The sequence below is a fragment of the Vasconcelosia minhoensis LEGE 07310 genome (assembly GCF_015207255.1).
In the GTDB taxonomy this organism is placed as follows: domain Bacteria; phylum Cyanobacteriota; class Cyanobacteriia; order Phormidesmidales; family Phormidesmidaceae; genus Vasconcelosia; species Vasconcelosia minhoensis.
This window is the reverse complement of the sequence record NZ_JADEXG010000040.1, coordinates 20,782-34,460: the sequence shown is the minus strand read 5'-3', so window position 1 is coordinate 34,460 and position 13,679 is coordinate 20,782. Positions and strand designations below refer to the sequence as shown.

Below are 13,679 nucleotides of genomic sequence, written 5' to 3'. Positions count from 1 at the left end.
CCAACCTAAAAACGGGCGACGACTTCCGGTTAAAGCAGCCCGTTCGTCTCTAAAAATTCGCGGGCGACCTCGTCGGGTTCGCGGCTGTTACCGGCTACTTCCCAGTTCAGCTGCTGCATCGTCTCACTATCGAGCAGAGCCGCAATTGGGTTGAGCACATCAGCAATTTCAGGATGCTCGTCTAGCACCTCCTGCCGCACGACCGGGACGACCGGGTAGGGTGGCCAGAAGCCCTTGTCGTCTTCTAAAACGACCAGATCAAAGGCATCGATCTGGCCATCGGTACCGTACCCGGTTGTCACATCGATTTCGTTTTCTTCCAGGCCAGCATAGAGTAAGCCTGCATCGAGTACGACCACGTCATCAAAGTTGAACCCGCCGTAGACCTCTTGTAAACCGACTAGACCATCGGCCCGGGTAGGAAACTCGCGGTCGGTACCGAGCTTGAGCTCACCAGCTTTTGTAGATAAGTCGCTGACGGTTTTCACATCCAGTTCGTCGGCTCGCTCCTGGGTCATCATCAGGGCGTAGGTATTGTTAAAAGAAGTCGGCTCTAGAATCGCCAGGCCTTCTGCATTATAGGCTTCCTCCACGGTGTCATACACCTGATCCGCCGTCTGACCGGGGTCAAATTCCAGATTGAAAATGCTCAGCAGCGCCGTCCCCGTATATTCGGGATACAGGTCAATCTCGCCGTTCAGCAGGGCCTCATGATTCTCATTGGAACTGGCGAGCACCTTATATTCGGCATCGAAACCGGCATTATCTAAGGCAATTTCGTACATATTGCCGAGAATATACTGCTCGGTGAATTCCTTAGAGCCGACGGTGAGCTGGGGCTGGTCACCGCCAGAGGAGCAGGCTGTCAGCAGCCCAAACCAGGCGGTGAGCGAAGCACCGATAAAAATACGTCGATTTAGCATGGACATTTCCTTGCGATAAAGCTTGAGCTTTCACTCGCCCTCATTTTATCGGCCCCAGGCGCTGAACGCGCTGTGGCTGAAGGCAGACTCTACCGCCTAGAGGTTGTGTCGCTCCTCGGTTTTGCTATCAGAACTTCGCCCAGCGGCCTCTGGCACCGGATCGTAGCCACCGGGGTGGAAGGGATGGCAGCGGCTAATTCGGCGCAGCGCTAGCCAGCTGCCGCGTACCGGGCCAAAGCGCTCTACGGCCTCAACCGCGTACTGCGAGCAGGTCGGCTGAAATCGGCACACCGGCGGAAACAGGGGTGAAATGAGCAGCCGATAGCCTCGAATCAGCCAGACCAGAACAAGTTTCATGATGTTGATTAGCAGACCTGATTTCACTATAGCGATCGCGGCTCAGATTGACGAAAGCGATCCCAGGGCCAACCGGGTAAGGCAGACCACCCTAGAATTGCTAAAATTACTGATATAGATAGAGGTATAGCGTTAGGAAAACCTATGCCTCTGATTACGATTCAGCAATCCCCGGGCCGCACGTTAGACCAGCGGCGGCTGTTGGTGAAGCGAATCACCGAAGCCTTTCAAGAAGCCTATGGGCTGCCAGCAGAGGCGGTCACCATTTTCTTGCAGGATTACGAAGACGACATGTGGGGCAAAGGCGGGCTGCTAAAGTCGGATAGAGCCTAACGTCATAACCTTGTCCTTTGTGGGGTTGAAAATTGCTGTAATGACTGGCTAGGGTATGATCAAATCCTACAGATGTTACGCTATCCGCTGCTCATTTTGACTATGCAAGTCCTACAAGGCCGCTATACCGAGAGCCTCAGCTCCTCTAAGGGCAAGCTCAAGGCAATGCATTTGGAAACGTCCCAGGGGCTGAAGCGCATTCAGCTGCCCAAGCCGCTGCGCGCGATCGCGCACGAAGAGCTGGCAGTCGGCGACATCGTCCGCGTCTGGGCCGAGTCAGAAAAAAAGGGCCTGCAGGCGGTGCAAATTGTTCCCCTTTCGCCCAAGGCCAGAATTACCTACGACGCTAAGCTCGCCAAGAAGTCTAATAAATCAGCACCCAAGGTGCAAATCTGTCAGAAGAAAAACTGCTGTAAGCGCGGCGGCACTGCACTCTGGCAGGCGTTTGAATCGACCCTGGCGGAGCAGCCCAGTTCGCTCAAGCTAGAGGCCAGCGGCTGTCTGGGCGGCTGTAAGCACGGCCCAAATATCCGCATTCTGCCTAAGAACGTTAAGTATCGAAACGTCGAGCCTAGCCAGGTTGAAGAAATCATCCAGCGTCACTCGCCGACTAGCGCCCTACAGACCCCTGCCCACGCTAGCGACTAGCTTGAATACCCCGGCGAAAGGCTTTGGCCGCTGCTAAGGGGTTTGGGTTTTGGATACAGTCCGTGAGTAACCCCATATCCAGGTCTGGCAGCAGCTCGCTTTGGGCAATGGGTTCATAGCCAGCAGTCAGCGCAAACTGAGTCGGGGTTTCTTCGCGCCGATGGTATAGCAGGAGACGATCATTTTGCCAAAACCACACTTCCCGAACGCCTAGCCGACGGTAAAGTTCTAGCCGATTGATGCTGCCGCTGGTGACGATGACTTCAATCGCCAGATCGGGAATGTCTTTATCCGTGCCAATGCAATAGCTTTCGTCGGGCTCACCTCCAGCCTGGCGTTCTGGCTGCCGCAGGGTAGTTGAGCCCATTGGAAAATATTCCGTATCCGTTTCTAGAAAGTAAATCAGCAGTAAGTCTCCGATGCGAGTTTTGCCGCTTTCATGCCGGCGACTGGGGGCCAAAATCTCTAACACGCCATCTAGAAATTGCAGCCGGTAGGGAGACGCTTCCCCTAGGTCAGCGAGTAAAGTTTCGTACTGCGACCAGGATACATAGCTCAAGACCCGCCGCTCTTCTGGATCGTCAAGCGCGAGCTGACTCGATAAATCTCTGAGAAGTACCATCGCGCCACCGTCAATCTGCCAAAACCTATTTCCGTCATACTGCTGAGCTTTTCTGCTCATGCTAGCGAGAAATTTGACTCGAGCAGCACTTTAAGATTTGAGGCGATAGTCGGCATCGACCCAGCAGCGGGGTAGCGACTCGCCTGAGGGAAAAACTAGCTCTGACTTCTCAAAGGTTTCTGGGGCCTGCTCTGCTTGTCCTTTCTGATCGCGCCCTTTTACTGAAGTCTTAACCGGGTCAAATAGCTCTTCCGGTTCCATAATTTTGATTAGGGTATCGGTGCCTTTCTTTTGTAAAAACATAGAAATGTATAGAAATGTATTGATTAATAGTCGTTGTCCATCACCACCGTATCAGAGTAGTGGATCTTTAAAATCTGCTAAAAGGAGTGAAGGGACGCTGCTGCATCGCGCACAGACAGAATCGGCACTCCAGTTAGAATAGAGGTTTAAAGCTGACGGCAATGAATCTATGACAGCGGGGAAGCCGAGTAAGGGGCCGTTTTCGAAGTCCAGAGTTCCCAGCTAATGGCCGACTGATGACCGACTCATAGCGGACTGGTAGGATAGGCGGCTAATCGTGAATGGTCCCATTGGGCATAATTGCCCCAGTCAGCGTTGCGCCAATCAGCTTAACCATAATCTTATCGCCGTAGCCGACCTTCGCCCCGCTCAGGTCAGCGCCGCTTAGGTCAGCGCCGCTCAGGTCAGCCCCAATTAGGTCGGCGCCGCTCAGGTTGGCATGGCTCAGGTCAGCCTGGAGCAGGTTAGCTCGGAACAATCGAGCCTTGCGCAGGTTGGCCCGATTGAGGTTGACCTTATGCAGAAAGGCATCGCTGAGGTCGGCCTCGCTGAGGTTGGCATTGCTCAGGTTGCGGCCCGAAAAGTCTTTCTCCCTCAGGTTGGCACCCTGGAAGTCCGCCCCGCTAAGGTCAGGAGCCTGGCGGCTGCGAGCAGGGGCCTCGGAGGCTTCGTCTTGTGAGGAACGGGGATAGCGACTAGAGGGGTAGCGCCCGGCGCTAGACTGATTGGTCTGAGCAGACTCGGCACTGGCGGCGGAATAGTAGCTGCCATAGCGGGAAGGGCGAGTGCTGCTACCGTTACTACTGCTGCCGTTGCTGCTGCCGTTGCTACTGCCGCTACTACTGCTAGCGCTACTGCCGCCGCCTCGAGCAGTATAGGCAGCCGAAGTCCGATAGTAGGATTCGTAGGGTGGGCGATAGCTGGGTCGGCTGTAGGCGCTGTAGGCTCGGGCAGAATCCCTGGACTGTGACGTCGAACGAGCGCTCTGGGACGGCTCGCTGGCTGCCGCGTTACGGCTGGCTGCCCGACTGCCGGAAGCAGCGCTGCTTTTGCCGTTGCGCGATCGCAGCAAAGCCCGAGCTTCGTTCAGCAGCTTCAGTTTCTCCTGAGCCTTTTCGCGCAGGCGAGTCTTCTCCGCCGGGATCCGGTCGGGATGCCAAATGAACACCAGATCCTTATAGGACTGGTTTACATCTGCCATCGAAGCTTTGGGGTCTAGCTCCAAGACGCGATAGGCTCGGTCGATATCATCCATGCGCTACGGTGGCGTCGCTCGTTCTATTGCTGACTACTATTGTAAGCGTATGCTTGATTATGGCGGCTGCGGTCGCGATCGCGGCGCAAATCACAGCAATCTTTATGGTTTCCGCCAGTCCGGGAGTTCTAGCGCCAGCCTAGAACGGGCAGCGATTCACTCCTCAGCAATGCGCAATTCATGAATATTCCATAGCGCGCCGCCCAGGGCCGAATATTCAACGCCCTTAATCTTGTCTCGTACGGCCACCATGGAATACTGATTGATTAAATAGATAAACGGCAGATATTCTTGGGTCAGGCGCTGCGTCTCGACATAGAGCTCCCGCCTTTCGTCTTCGTCCAGCTCCTGGGCCGCTTCGATGTAGAGGTTGCTAATTTCGGCCTCCCAGTCGTACACCTCGCGACCTTCCAGCGGGGCCGCACCCGGCGGGGGCTTCTGGTTGAAAAAATGAAGCCCCCCATCGGCTAGCCAGAGGTTAGCGCCATTATTCGGCTCGATGCCGCCGGTAAAGCCCAGGACGATTGACTCCCACTCTAGGCTATCGCTCAGCTTGCTGACTAACGAGCCAAAGTCAATCGGCTGAAAATCAACCCGAATGCCGATCTTACCCAAGTCCTGCTTCACCTGAGCCCCCACCGCTTCCCGAATAGCATTGCCCGCATTGGTCAGCAGCGTAAACCGCACCGGGTTGTCGTCCCAGTCCAGCAGCCGACCGTCGGACGCATATTGGAAACCCGCCGACAGCAGCAGCTCCTTAGCCTTTTCAGGGTCATACTCATACACCGGTAGGCCGTCTTCTTCGCTGGCGAAATAGGGGCTCTGATAGGAAATCGGCGAATTTTGCAGCACGCCCAGGCCGCGATAAATATTATTCAGCATGGTCTCACGGTCGATGGCGTGAGCAACGGCCTGACGAAACTCCAGAGCATTGAACCAGCGCGCCTTCACTGGGTTCACTAGGGGCTGACCATTACGCGAGCCCTGGTTCAGATTAAAGGTCATAAATAGCGTGCCGGGCGCAGGGCCACCGTTGTAGACCGTATAGTTGCCCTGCTCTTCAGTCTGCTTCATCAGCGAAAAGTTATCCGGCGTGACCGACATATCGTCCAGTCCGCCCGAGCGAAACTGAGCAAATTCGCTATTTTGCGACTCCACAATCTGCCAGACAATCTGCTCGATGTAGGGCTGCTGCTCGCCATTTGGCCCAGTACGCCAGTAGTAGGGATTTCGCTCAAAGATCAGCCGCTCCCCCGGCACGTAGCGTTCCAGCATGTAGGGGCCATTGAACACAAGCTTGTCTGGGTCGGTGCTGGTATCCCAGGCGGAGAGAAACTTGGGCTGACCCTGGGAATCTTTTTCCGCCACCAGTGGTTCCAAGACATGCTGGGGCAAAATCGCCAGGCCGGTAATCCGTAAAAAGGGCGCAAAGGGTTCCGGAATCTGAAACTCCACCCGGCGCTCGTCTAGCTTACGCACCTGCGGCAGCTTGCCTTCCTCACCCACTCGCAAAATGTCGCGGGTATCGGTTGGGATTTCCTCATTCAAAAAAATGTCGTTATAGGTAAAGACGACGTCTTCCGCCGTCAGCGGCTCCCCATCCGACCACTTCAGCCCTTCCCGCAGCGTAAAGACGATATTCATCCCGTCGTCAGAAACGTCCCAGGATTCGGCTAGAGCAGGTTCAATTTCGCCCGTTAAAGGATTATCAGTAACCAGCCCCTCATAGGTCAGCCCAAAAATATTGGGAGACTCATTGTTCAGCGCATAGTTAAAAGTTTTCGGATCGCTTAGCAGCCCCTCAACAATCCGAGGCACATCCGCCGCCTGGGTCTCAAACATCGACAGGCTACAGCTGGGCAGCACCACGGCCAGTGTCAGCGCCATCAGCCCAGCCAAAACCCGCCCCCAAAGCCGATGCCTAAATCCGAATAGCCCCTTGTCAAATCGAAATGACTGCAAAGACATAGCCGCTAGAAGCTCAAAAAAAGTCTGCCCCCAATATAGCCCCTACCCCCTAACTCCATCATCCCTAACGTCTACAGCAACGCTTCCCGAACATCCCCTCTCAACTCTCAGCTCTTTACCCTTTACTCTTTACTCTTTACTCTCTACTCTTTACTCTCTACTCTTTACCCACCCACCCTCCAAAGATGACGTTTCTTCGCAAACCACCCCGCTCGCCCCCACTCCTATGGCAAGGTGAGAAACAGGAGAATTTATCAGGTGATGGGATGAGCGAACCTAAAACCCAGACTTGCCCAATTTGCCAGGTCAAAATTATGGTCGGCACGGCGGGGGGCGATCGCGTTTTATTTTCCGCTGGACCACCGGGAACGCGAGCCAAGCTATGGGCTAGGGTCTGCCAGTTCAATAAAAAGTCCGGCTGCATCAACGAGCAGGCTAAGGCCGAGAACATCAGCGCCGATGATTACTATAAAGAAGCGCCCAATTTGAACCTTTAAATTGCCAAAATATGGGCCATAATGGCAGAAACTTGCCGACTTCGTTCTGGAAAGAATATTCAGATTTCCTATGAAACTATCTAGATTCTTCAGCTACACGCTGCTGGTTCCCGCTGCTCTGGTTATGACCGGTCTGACCGCAGGCCGGGCCTCAGCCCAGCTCTACAGCCCGATCAGCCTGCCCAATAGCCGCGAAATCACCGATACCCTTTCCGAGCAGGACATCCCCACCGGCTTTGGCGGCTTTGCCAGAGACTACGTCGTGGAGCTTCAGGAAGGCGACCAGATTACCATCGACGCCATTTCTGAAGAGTTCGACACCCTGGTGACGCTGATGAATACCAACGGCATCACCATTAGCGAAAACGACGACGGCCCCGACGGCACGACGAATTCGCTGCTGTTCGCCCGGATTACTGAAACCGGTAAGTACACCGTCCGCGTCCGCTCCTATGCCGGCGAAGGCTCAGGCGAATTTTCTCTCAAGTTGGCCCGTCTGCGCCCGATCGAGTAGCTCCCCGCCGACCGAGCTGCTGCTTTTCGCCTTTATGGCCAGGATCTGATCAAAACCAGGGGCCTAGTTTCGCAAGGGTACTCCCCTAATCAAAGACACCCAAGATTTCCTTGCTAACCATCACAATCTTTTGCTACCTTAGTTAAGCGCAATTTGCGCGCCGGGATAGCTCAGCTGGTAGAGCAGAGGACTGAAAATCCTCGTGTCGGCGGTTCAAGTCCGCCTCCTGGCATTTTATAAAGATTTTAAAGCGTAAATCCTGGCATTAGACGTTTGTGCATAAGGGTACGAGCCATCAGGTATAGGATGGGTTGAAGCTGTCTCAACCCATCCATACACTTATACAAATCCCATGGATAAAATGGGCGCTGACCTAACGGCGAGATGATATGCGTCAGATGATTGTGCAGGTGCCACAGGGCCAGGGGAAAGCAGTTTTTGAGACGGCCAAACAGCACCAGGGTAAAAATTTAATTCAGTTCGGGGCGATGGGGCGCGATGGCCCGATTGATGTTGTTATTCTGCATACGGTAAATCGAGAGATTGAACCGATTTTGCAGGCCCTGGAACCGATTGCTGATCTCCATGTGGCCCTGTTCCCCCACGGCGTTTTGGCGCTTCAGCCGCCGCCTTCTGAAACGCCCGAAAGCGTCACCGATGTTCAACCCCGCAGCTCGCTAGAAATTTTTTTGGCGGGGCTCCAGAGCATTGGCTCCTGGCGCAGTCTGCTGGCCTATGCGGCAGCCGGGGGCGGCATTGCCTGGATTGGGCTGTTTACCAACAGCAGTTTTTTACTCGTAGCGGCGATGCTGATTGCGCCCTTTGCCGAGCCCGCGATGAACGTGGCGATCGCGACGGCCCGAGGCGATCGCACATTGCTCAAGCAAAGCCTGCTGCGCTATTTTGCTGCTTTGGTCAGCGTTACCGTTTTAGAACCGCCGAGGCAGGCCCAGTAACGGCTCTGCCGGAAGAGGGATCTTGACCAAATTGGGCTTCAAAACTCTCAGAGTTTCCTACGATCGGATTGAGACTTGAATATTCTCACTTTCGACTGGAGCCATTTTTAGCCATGACGTCCCCTAACCTTCAGCAAGAAAAGAGCCTAACGGCTTTCATCACCGCCCTTAGTCAGCAAGATGAATCTCTGCCTGATAGTCTACGAGCTCAGCTACAAGCTATCGGCCAGAATCTAGAAAATCGAGCGATGGAGCTGCCTGCGATCGCGGCTAGCCTGCCCCGCCTGAACCAGGCCTATCAGCAGGCGCTGACAGCTACCCAAACGGACGTGGACAAAAGTGCGGCCTTTGTTTCATCGCCCAGCCAAGATCCGGGTGATGCCTTGCGCGATCGCGCCGCCAAAATTTTCACCGATCCAGATCCGGTTCAGGCCGCCCAGAAAAGCCAGACCCGAGGGCTAAGACAAGTCGCCTCAAATCCATTAAAACGCTTTTTTGGCAGAGGCTAATAGCGAAAATTTTGGCAATGGGTCGGTTGGGAAAGATTGGTCTCTTTACAACTGCTGTCGATACCGTCCTAGCGCCATCAGCGGGAAATGCTGGTAGTAGAGGTGGTAGCGAATATAAAAGTGGCCGGGGAAGCCGGTGCCGGTGAATTCGGACTCTTGCCAGGTGCCGTCTTCGTGCTGAGTGCGAAGTAAATATTGAATGCCGCTGTGGACCGCTGATTTGGCCGCAGAGTCTGGGTAAAAAGCAGCGTCGATTAAGCCGAGTAAGGCCCAGGCGGTTTGGGAAGCGGTGCTGGGTCCCTGTCCTTTTAAGCTGGGGTCGTCGTAGCTGCGGCAGGTTTCTCCCCAGCCGCCGTCAGCATTTTGACACTGCACTAGCCAGGCAACGCCGCGCTCAATCTGAGGTTGGCAGCGTTCGGGTGCAATCAGAGCTAGGGCAGAGAGGGCTCCACTAGTCCCGTAGATATAGTTCACGCCCCAGCGGCCAAACCAGCTGCCGTCTGGCTCCTGTTCTCGCATGAGATAGCTCAAGCCTCGGGCTAGTCTCTGAGCCGTCAGCGTATCAGCGTAGCTAACGGCAAGGGTCGCATCGTCAGATAGGCGACCGTGCATTTCCAACACTCGAGCCGTGATGTCGGCGGTGCTGGGGTCGATCATGGCCTTAAGATCGCCGTAGGGAATCGCATTCAGCCAGTCCTGGTTGTTGTCGATATCAAAGGCGGCCCAGCCCCCGGTCTGACATTGCATCGTGGCAATCCAACGGACAGCTCGCGCGATCGCGCTTTGCTTCAGCGCCTCATTCGGCAGGGTGATATCCTGTAAGGCCATGGCCACCACAGCGGTATCGTCTACGTCTGGATAAAAGCGATTCTCAAATTCAAAGGCCCAGCCGCCCGGCCTGCCCTGGGGATTTTTCACCGACCAGTCGCCATAGGCGAGAATCTGTTTTTCCAGCAGCCATTCCCCAGCCTGCACCAAAGCCGGATGGTCGGCAGCCAGGCCCGAGTCGGTCAGGGCACGCAGGGCCAGGGCTGTATCCCAGACAGGGGAAATGCAGGCCTGCACCCAGTAGGTTTCCTCAGTTTCGACAGCGAAGCGATCTATCGCCCGGAGTCCCCGCTGTACGACCGGGTCGTTCGCGTCGTAGCCTAGGGCGCGCAGGGCCAGCATCGAATTGAGCATGGCGGGAATAATGCCGCCCCAATCTCCCGAGGCTTCCTGCCGCTCGATGACCCATTTTTCAGCCTGCCGTAGGCCCGCTTCTCGAAAAGGCACCGCGTTGAACGCCTCTGCCAGTTTAAAGGCTTTATCCAACCAGAGAAAGGCATCACTCCAGTCGCCGCGCTCGGGAATTTCCCAGCGGACATTCTCAATTCCTTCGGCGTAGAGCTCGTTCAGCCGGAAGGCGGGTTCGACCAGATAAACCGGCTTTTGGTCAAAGACAATCAGCAGTGGCACGGTGCTGCCCCGAGCCCAGCTCGAAAGTTCGTAGATGCTAACAGGAAAGGGCGGCTCTAACAACATCACCCAGGCTGGTAAAGACGGCAGCCCCTGCCACTGGTAGCAGCCGATCAGAGCCAGGTGCAGCTTGGTGAAGATGCGGCATTGGCTAATCCCGCCCCGACTCAGGATGAATTTTTTAGCCTTGATCAAGGCCCCATCGCTGGCCGGAATACCCAGCAGCCGCAGCGCCATATAGGCTTCGACTGACGTACTCAGGTCGCCGCCATCGTTGTAGAACAGTTCCCAGCCGCCGTGGTCGCACTGGCGCGATCGCAAATACCGTTCTGCTTTTTTTAACGGCCGCTCGTGGTCGGTTCCCCAAACCTTGTGCAGCAGGATAATCTCGGCGGTGATCGTGACGTTGGACTCCAGATCGGCCCACCAGTAGCCGTCGGGCTTTTGAATCGAGAGCAGATAGCGCTGGGCGGCGGCAATGCTTTGCTCTAGTCCGATGAGCTGATCAGTCTGTGGGGTTTGCATTCGGGTCTGACGCCAGATGGGGCGACATCAGGGTAGCATAATGCCAATTTCAATCAATTTATCAATATGGAAAGTGCGTTACTGGGGCTGGTGGGAATTTCAGCCGCGATCTGGCTGGGGCTGCTGGGTTTTTGGGGGCAGTTTTGGCGGGCAGACCAGCGATTGGATACGCAGGAGAGCCCTTTGGAAACCTGGCCAACCGTAGCGGTGGTGATTCCAGCCCGGGATGAGGCTGAGCTGATTGGGACGGCAGCGCGATCTCACCTCACCCAAACCTATGCCGGCCCGCTTTCCATCGTCCTCGTTGACGACCAAAGCACTGACGATACCGCTGAAATCGTTACTCAGGTAGCAGAAGCACTGGAGGAAACCGCTCACCTAAAAGTTCTCTCGGGCAAACCCCTCCCGCCGGTCTGGACTGGCAAGCTCTGGGCAATGGAGCAGGGATTTCGCTATCTACAACAGCAGCCCTCACCTCCCGACTATTTGCTCTTCACCGATGCCGATATTGAACATGACCCGGCCAGCGTGCAGCAGCTGGTGACTAAAGCGGAATCAGAAAAACTAGACCTGGTCTCTCTGATGGTGCGGCTGCGCTGTCAGAGCGCTTGGGAAAAGCTGTTGATCCCCGCCTTTGTCTTCTTCTTTCAGCTGTTGTATCCCTTCCCCTGGGTGAACAATTCCAACAGCAAAATGGCAGCCGCTGCGGGAGGCTGCGCCCTGATTCGCTTTAGCGCCTTGGAGCGGATTGATGGTCTGCAAACCATTCGCCACGCCCTGATTGACGACTGTGCCCTGGGCGCGGCAGTTAAGGCGGGTGGCCCGATCTGGCTGGGGCTGAGCACAAAGACTCACAGCCTGCGACCCTATTCCAACTTGCAGAGTATCTGGAATATGGTGGCCCGCAGCGCCTATACCCAGCTTAGCTATTCTCCCTGGCTGCTGATGGGTACGGTGTTGGGGATGGGACTGGTTTATCTGGTGCCGCCGCTAGGGCTGGTGGTTGGACTGATTGGAGGGAATGATGCGATCGCGCTGACGGGGCTTGCAGGTTGGCTACTGATGGCTTGGGCCTACTGGCCTACGCTGCGGCTGTACGGCGGGTCACCTCCGCTAGCCTTAGCGCTGCCGCTGATTGCGCTACTGTATACGCTGATGACGCTGGATTCAGCCCGACGCCACTGGGCAGGCAAAGGCGGCGCTTGGAAAGGACGAATTTATAGCGATTTGCAATAGCGGATGCCAGCGCTATTGCTTTGAGAGGTTGGTGAGCAATTATCCCCCAGTCTTACGAACATGCTAGTTTGAAGACATGGGCACTAAATCGCAAAGTCGGTTGACTAAAAATGCAAATACAGCAACGCAACTACACCCCAGAAGAGTATTTAGCACAAGAGGAGACTGCTGAATTTCGCAGCGAATATCGAGATGGGGAAATTGTGCCGATGACGGGCGGTTCGATTAATCATAATCAGATTGCAGGCAATATCTATGCTTTTTTGAAGTTTATGCTGCGTAAAACAGATTTTAAGCCCTACATCGGCGATTTACGGCTATGGATTCCTGAGCACCGACTATATACTTATCCAGATGTATTTCTAATTCAGGGTCAGCCCGTTTTCCAAGGTCAGCGCACAGATACTATTTTGAATCCTTGCCTGATCGTCGAGGTTTTATCGAAATCTACAAAGGACTATGACCGTACCGATAAATTTCGCTACTATCGCTCCATTCCATCGTTTCAAGAATATGTATTAATCAATCAGTATAAGCTCGAAATTGAGCATTACCTGAAGACAGAGGAAAATTCATGGCTCTTTCGAATCTATGAATCTGAAGCTGAGAAAATAATGCTGGCTTCGACCGGGGTTGAAATCAGGGTTGACGATATCTACGAAAATGTCAGCTTCAACATCGGCGAGGCATAAGCGCGAATCTGATCAGAGTGCATCTGGGTCAACCCCCATCGCCCGCAGCCGGTCCGCCAAGCGTTCGGCTCGCTGTCGCTCTGTTTCGGCCTGCTGCTGGGCTATTTCAGCCTGCTGCTGGGCTGCTTCAGCCTGCTGCTGTGCCGTTTTTTGCCCTTCCGCTCCGGTGGGGATGACCTGACCGATGCGATCGCACCAGCGCAGCCACAGCCGGGTCACCTCGTCCTCAAACGGTCCTTCCCACAGCGCTAGGCCCAAGCCCAAAGCCTCTAGCTCAATCGACTCGCCAACGCTGGTCATTCCCGACTCTGAGGTCAGCTCGCGATAGCCGCTAGCCACAATCGACCATACCCGCAGCAGTGCCCCGTCCATTTCATCCTCACCCTGAATTTGTCGCAGCGGATCAAATACCGCGTAGTAACGCACCCCAATTTGGGCGTAGAGGTCTCGCCTAGTCAGTGTTTTGCCTTTCCGTCGCGATTTCTGGCTAAGCTTTAGCTCATCCCCTTCCTGCTTGGACACAATCTCGATGCAGACTTCAGGAACTTTGCCAAATTCCCAGACAAAGTAAGATCGATTGCGCCGCTGGGAGAAATCGTCTGGCCGCTGCACGCCCAGGCTAAGCATGACGTCCGGTACCACCGGGTCGCCTTTGAGTTTATAAAACAATCCTACATTCGCCGCGGCCAGGAAGGGCGGCGGCAGCGCTTCGGCGCTGTAGAGCGGTTCAACCAGCAGCCGCTGCTGCACCTCCGATTGAAAATTATCCACTGGATTGTCGTCCTCGATCACCAGATGGCTGATATCAAGTTCAGTAATGACGTCTTCATCATTCAGCAGGTCTGGAACCCTAGCCATAGATCACCTCAGAATGCGCCTGGGT

General features: G+C 55.0%; 16 protein-coding genes and 1 tRNA gene. 9 read left to right on the top strand and 8 right to left on the bottom strand.

Going from position 1 to position 13,679, the window contains the following annotated elements; translation table 11 throughout:
• Positions 1 to 29 precede the first annotated feature (29 nt).
• Entirely contained in the window at positions 30 to 923 is an 894-nt protein-coding gene (locus tag IQ241_RS16095) for a glycine betaine ABC transporter substrate-binding protein (protein WP_193909010.1), read from the bottom strand.
• A 96-nt stretch (positions 924 to 1,019) separates the two neighbouring features.
• On the bottom strand, positions 1,020 to 1,280 hold the full coding sequence (gene yidD, locus IQ241_RS16090) for a membrane protein insertion efficiency factor YidD (protein ID WP_193909008.1): 261 nt from the start codon (positions 1,278 to 1,280) through the stop codon (positions 1,020 to 1,022).
• A gap of 96 nt (positions 1,281 to 1,376) precedes the next feature.
• On the opposite strand from yidD, the gene IQ241_RS16085 reads away from it, so the two are divergent.
• Both IQ241_RS16085 and IQ241_RS16080 read left to right on the top strand, forming a co-directional pair.
• Positions 1,377 to 1,613, top strand: a complete 237-nt coding sequence (locus IQ241_RS16085) for a tautomerase family protein (protein ID WP_322743681.1) — start codon at positions 1,377 to 1,379, stop codon at positions 1,611 to 1,613.
• 102 nt (positions 1,614 to 1,715) lie between these two features.
• The gene (locus tag IQ241_RS16080; RefSeq protein WP_193909005.1) at positions 1,716 to 2,261 is read left to right on the top strand and encodes a (2Fe-2S) ferredoxin domain-containing protein; all 546 of its coding nucleotides are present in this window, start codon (positions 1,716 to 1,718) and stop codon (positions 2,259 to 2,261) included.
• Here the strand turns inward: IQ241_RS16080 and IQ241_RS16075 are convergent.
• From IQ241_RS16075 to IQ241_RS16060, 4 genes are all read right to left on the bottom strand, one after another.
• The gene (locus IQ241_RS16075; RefSeq protein ID WP_193909030.1) at positions 2,251 to 2,883 is read right to left on the bottom strand and encodes a Uma2 family endonuclease; all 633 of its coding nucleotides are present in this window, start codon (positions 2,881 to 2,883) and stop codon (positions 2,251 to 2,253) included. The two genes, IQ241_RS16080 and IQ241_RS16075, sit on opposite strands and share 11 nt — an antisense overlap.
• Positions 2,884 to 2,973: 90 nt before the next feature.
• A complete protein-coding gene (locus IQ241_RS16070) occupies positions 2,974 to 3,186 on the bottom strand; it encodes an acetyltransferase (protein WP_193909003.1) in 213 nt (70 codons plus the stop codon).
• Between the two features lie 271 nt (positions 3,187 to 3,457).
• Complete coding sequence (locus IQ241_RS16065) at positions 3,458 to 4,441, bottom strand: pentapeptide repeat-containing protein (RefSeq protein ID WP_193909001.1); 984 nt, start codon at positions 4,439 to 4,441, stop codon at positions 3,458 to 3,460.
• 156 nt (positions 4,442 to 4,597) lie between these two features.
• A complete protein-coding gene (locus IQ241_RS16060; RefSeq protein WP_193908999.1) occupies positions 4,598 to 6,409 on the bottom strand; it encodes an ABC transporter substrate-binding protein in 1,812 nt (603 codons plus the stop codon).
• A 266-nt stretch (positions 6,410 to 6,675) separates the two neighbouring features.
• Here IQ241_RS16060 and IQ241_RS16055 point away from each other — a divergent pair, with 266 nt between their 5' ends.
• From IQ241_RS16055 to IQ241_RS16035, 5 genes are all read left to right on the top strand, one after another.
• Positions 6,676 to 6,906 carry a hypothetical protein gene (locus IQ241_RS16055; RefSeq protein ID WP_193908997.1) on the top strand — a complete coding sequence of 77 codons (231 nt, stop codon included), beginning with the start codon at positions 6,676 to 6,678 and terminating at the stop codon, positions 6,904 to 6,906.
• Between the two features lie 70 nt (positions 6,907 to 6,976).
• Entirely contained in the window at positions 6,977 to 7,420 is a 444-nt protein-coding gene (locus IQ241_RS16050) for a PPC domain-containing protein (protein WP_193908995.1), read from the top strand.
• Positions 7,421 to 7,579: 159 nt separating this feature from the next.
• Positions 7,580 to 7,652 (top strand) — tRNA-Phe (locus IQ241_RS16045).
• 157 nt (positions 7,653 to 7,809) lie between these two features.
• Complete coding sequence (locus IQ241_RS16040) at positions 7,810 to 8,376, top strand: DUF389 domain-containing protein (RefSeq protein ID WP_193908993.1); 567 nt, start codon at positions 7,810 to 7,812, stop codon at positions 8,374 to 8,376.
• Positions 8,377 to 8,489: 113 nt separating this feature from the next.
• Positions 8,490 to 8,885: a hypothetical protein gene (locus IQ241_RS16035; RefSeq protein ID WP_193908991.1), complete on the top strand. Its 396-nt coding sequence runs from the start codon at positions 8,490 to 8,492 to the stop codon at positions 8,883 to 8,885.
• A 45-nt stretch (positions 8,886 to 8,930) separates the two neighbouring features.
• On the opposite strand, the gene shc is transcribed toward IQ241_RS16035, so the two are convergent.
• Entirely contained in the window at positions 8,931 to 10,868 is a 1,938-nt protein-coding gene (gene shc, locus IQ241_RS16030) for a squalene--hopene cyclase (RefSeq protein ID WP_193908989.1), read from the bottom strand.
• 66 nt (positions 10,869 to 10,934) lie between these two features.
• On the opposite strand from shc, the gene IQ241_RS16025 reads away from it, so the two are divergent.
• Positions 10,935 to 12,104: a glycosyltransferase gene (locus IQ241_RS16025; RefSeq protein WP_193908987.1), complete on the top strand. Its 1,170-nt coding sequence runs from the start codon at positions 10,935 to 10,937 to the stop codon at positions 12,102 to 12,104.
• Positions 12,105 to 12,214: 110 nt separating this feature from the next.
• Positions 12,215 to 12,796, top strand: coding sequence for a Uma2 family endonuclease (locus tag IQ241_RS16020; RefSeq protein WP_193908985.1), 582 nt, complete (start codon positions 12,215 to 12,217; stop codon positions 12,794 to 12,796).
• 12 nt (positions 12,797 to 12,808) lie between these two features.
• On the opposite strand, the gene IQ241_RS16015 is transcribed toward IQ241_RS16020, so the two are convergent.
• Positions 12,809 to 13,654, bottom strand: a complete 846-nt coding sequence (locus IQ241_RS16015; RefSeq protein WP_193908983.1) for a Uma2 family endonuclease — start codon at positions 13,652 to 13,654, stop codon at positions 12,809 to 12,811.
• Between the last annotated feature and the right edge of the window lie 25 nt (positions 13,655 to 13,679).

Bases quoted from the DNA above. Each gene is read 5' to 3' on its own strand.
- IQ241_RS16095 (WP_193909010.1), bottom strand. From the start codon at position 923: ATGCTAAATCGACGTATTTTTATCGGTGCTTCGCTCACCGCCTGGTTT.
- yidD (WP_193909008.1), bottom strand. From the start codon at position 1,280: ATGAAACTTGTTCTGGTCTGGCTGATTCGAGGCTATCGGCTGCTCATT.
- IQ241_RS16080 (WP_193909005.1), top strand. From the start codon at position 1,716: ATGCAAGTCCTACAAGGCCGCTATACCGAGAGCCTCAGCTCCTCTAAG.
- IQ241_RS16075 (WP_193909030.1), bottom strand. From the start codon at position 2,883: ATGGTACTTCTCAGAGATTTATCGAGTCAGCTCGCGCTTGACGATCCA.
- IQ241_RS16070 (WP_193909003.1), bottom strand. From the start codon at position 3,186: ATGTTTTTACAAAAGAAAGGCACCGATACCCTAATCAAAATTATGGAA.
- IQ241_RS16065 (WP_193909001.1), bottom strand. From the start codon at position 4,441: ATGGATGATATCGACCGAGCCTATCGCGTCTTGGAGCTAGACCCCAAA.
- IQ241_RS16060 (WP_193908999.1), bottom strand. From the start codon at position 6,409: ATGTCTTTGCAGTCATTTCGATTTGACAAGGGGCTATTCGGATTTAGG.
- IQ241_RS16055 (WP_193908997.1), top strand. From the start codon at position 6,676: ATGAGCGAACCTAAAACCCAGACTTGCCCAATTTGCCAGGTCAAAATT.
- IQ241_RS16050 (WP_193908995.1), top strand. From the start codon at position 6,977: ATGAAACTATCTAGATTCTTCAGCTACACGCTGCTGGTTCCCGCTGCT.
- IQ241_RS16040 (WP_193908993.1), top strand. From the start codon at position 7,810: ATGCGTCAGATGATTGTGCAGGTGCCACAGGGCCAGGGGAAAGCAGTT.
- IQ241_RS16035 (WP_193908991.1), top strand. From the start codon at position 8,490: ATGACGTCCCCTAACCTTCAGCAAGAAAAGAGCCTAACGGCTTTCATC.
- shc (WP_193908989.1), bottom strand. From the start codon at position 10,868: ATGCAAACCCCACAGACTGATCAGCTCATCGGACTAGAGCAAAGCATT.
- IQ241_RS16025 (WP_193908987.1), top strand. From the start codon at position 10,935: ATGGAAAGTGCGTTACTGGGGCTGGTGGGAATTTCAGCCGCGATCTGG.
- IQ241_RS16020 (WP_193908985.1), top strand. From the start codon at position 12,215: ATGCAAATACAGCAACGCAACTACACCCCAGAAGAGTATTTAGCACAA.
- IQ241_RS16015 (WP_193908983.1), bottom strand. From the start codon at position 13,654: ATGGCTAGGGTTCCAGACCTGCTGAATGATGAAGACGTCATTACTGAA.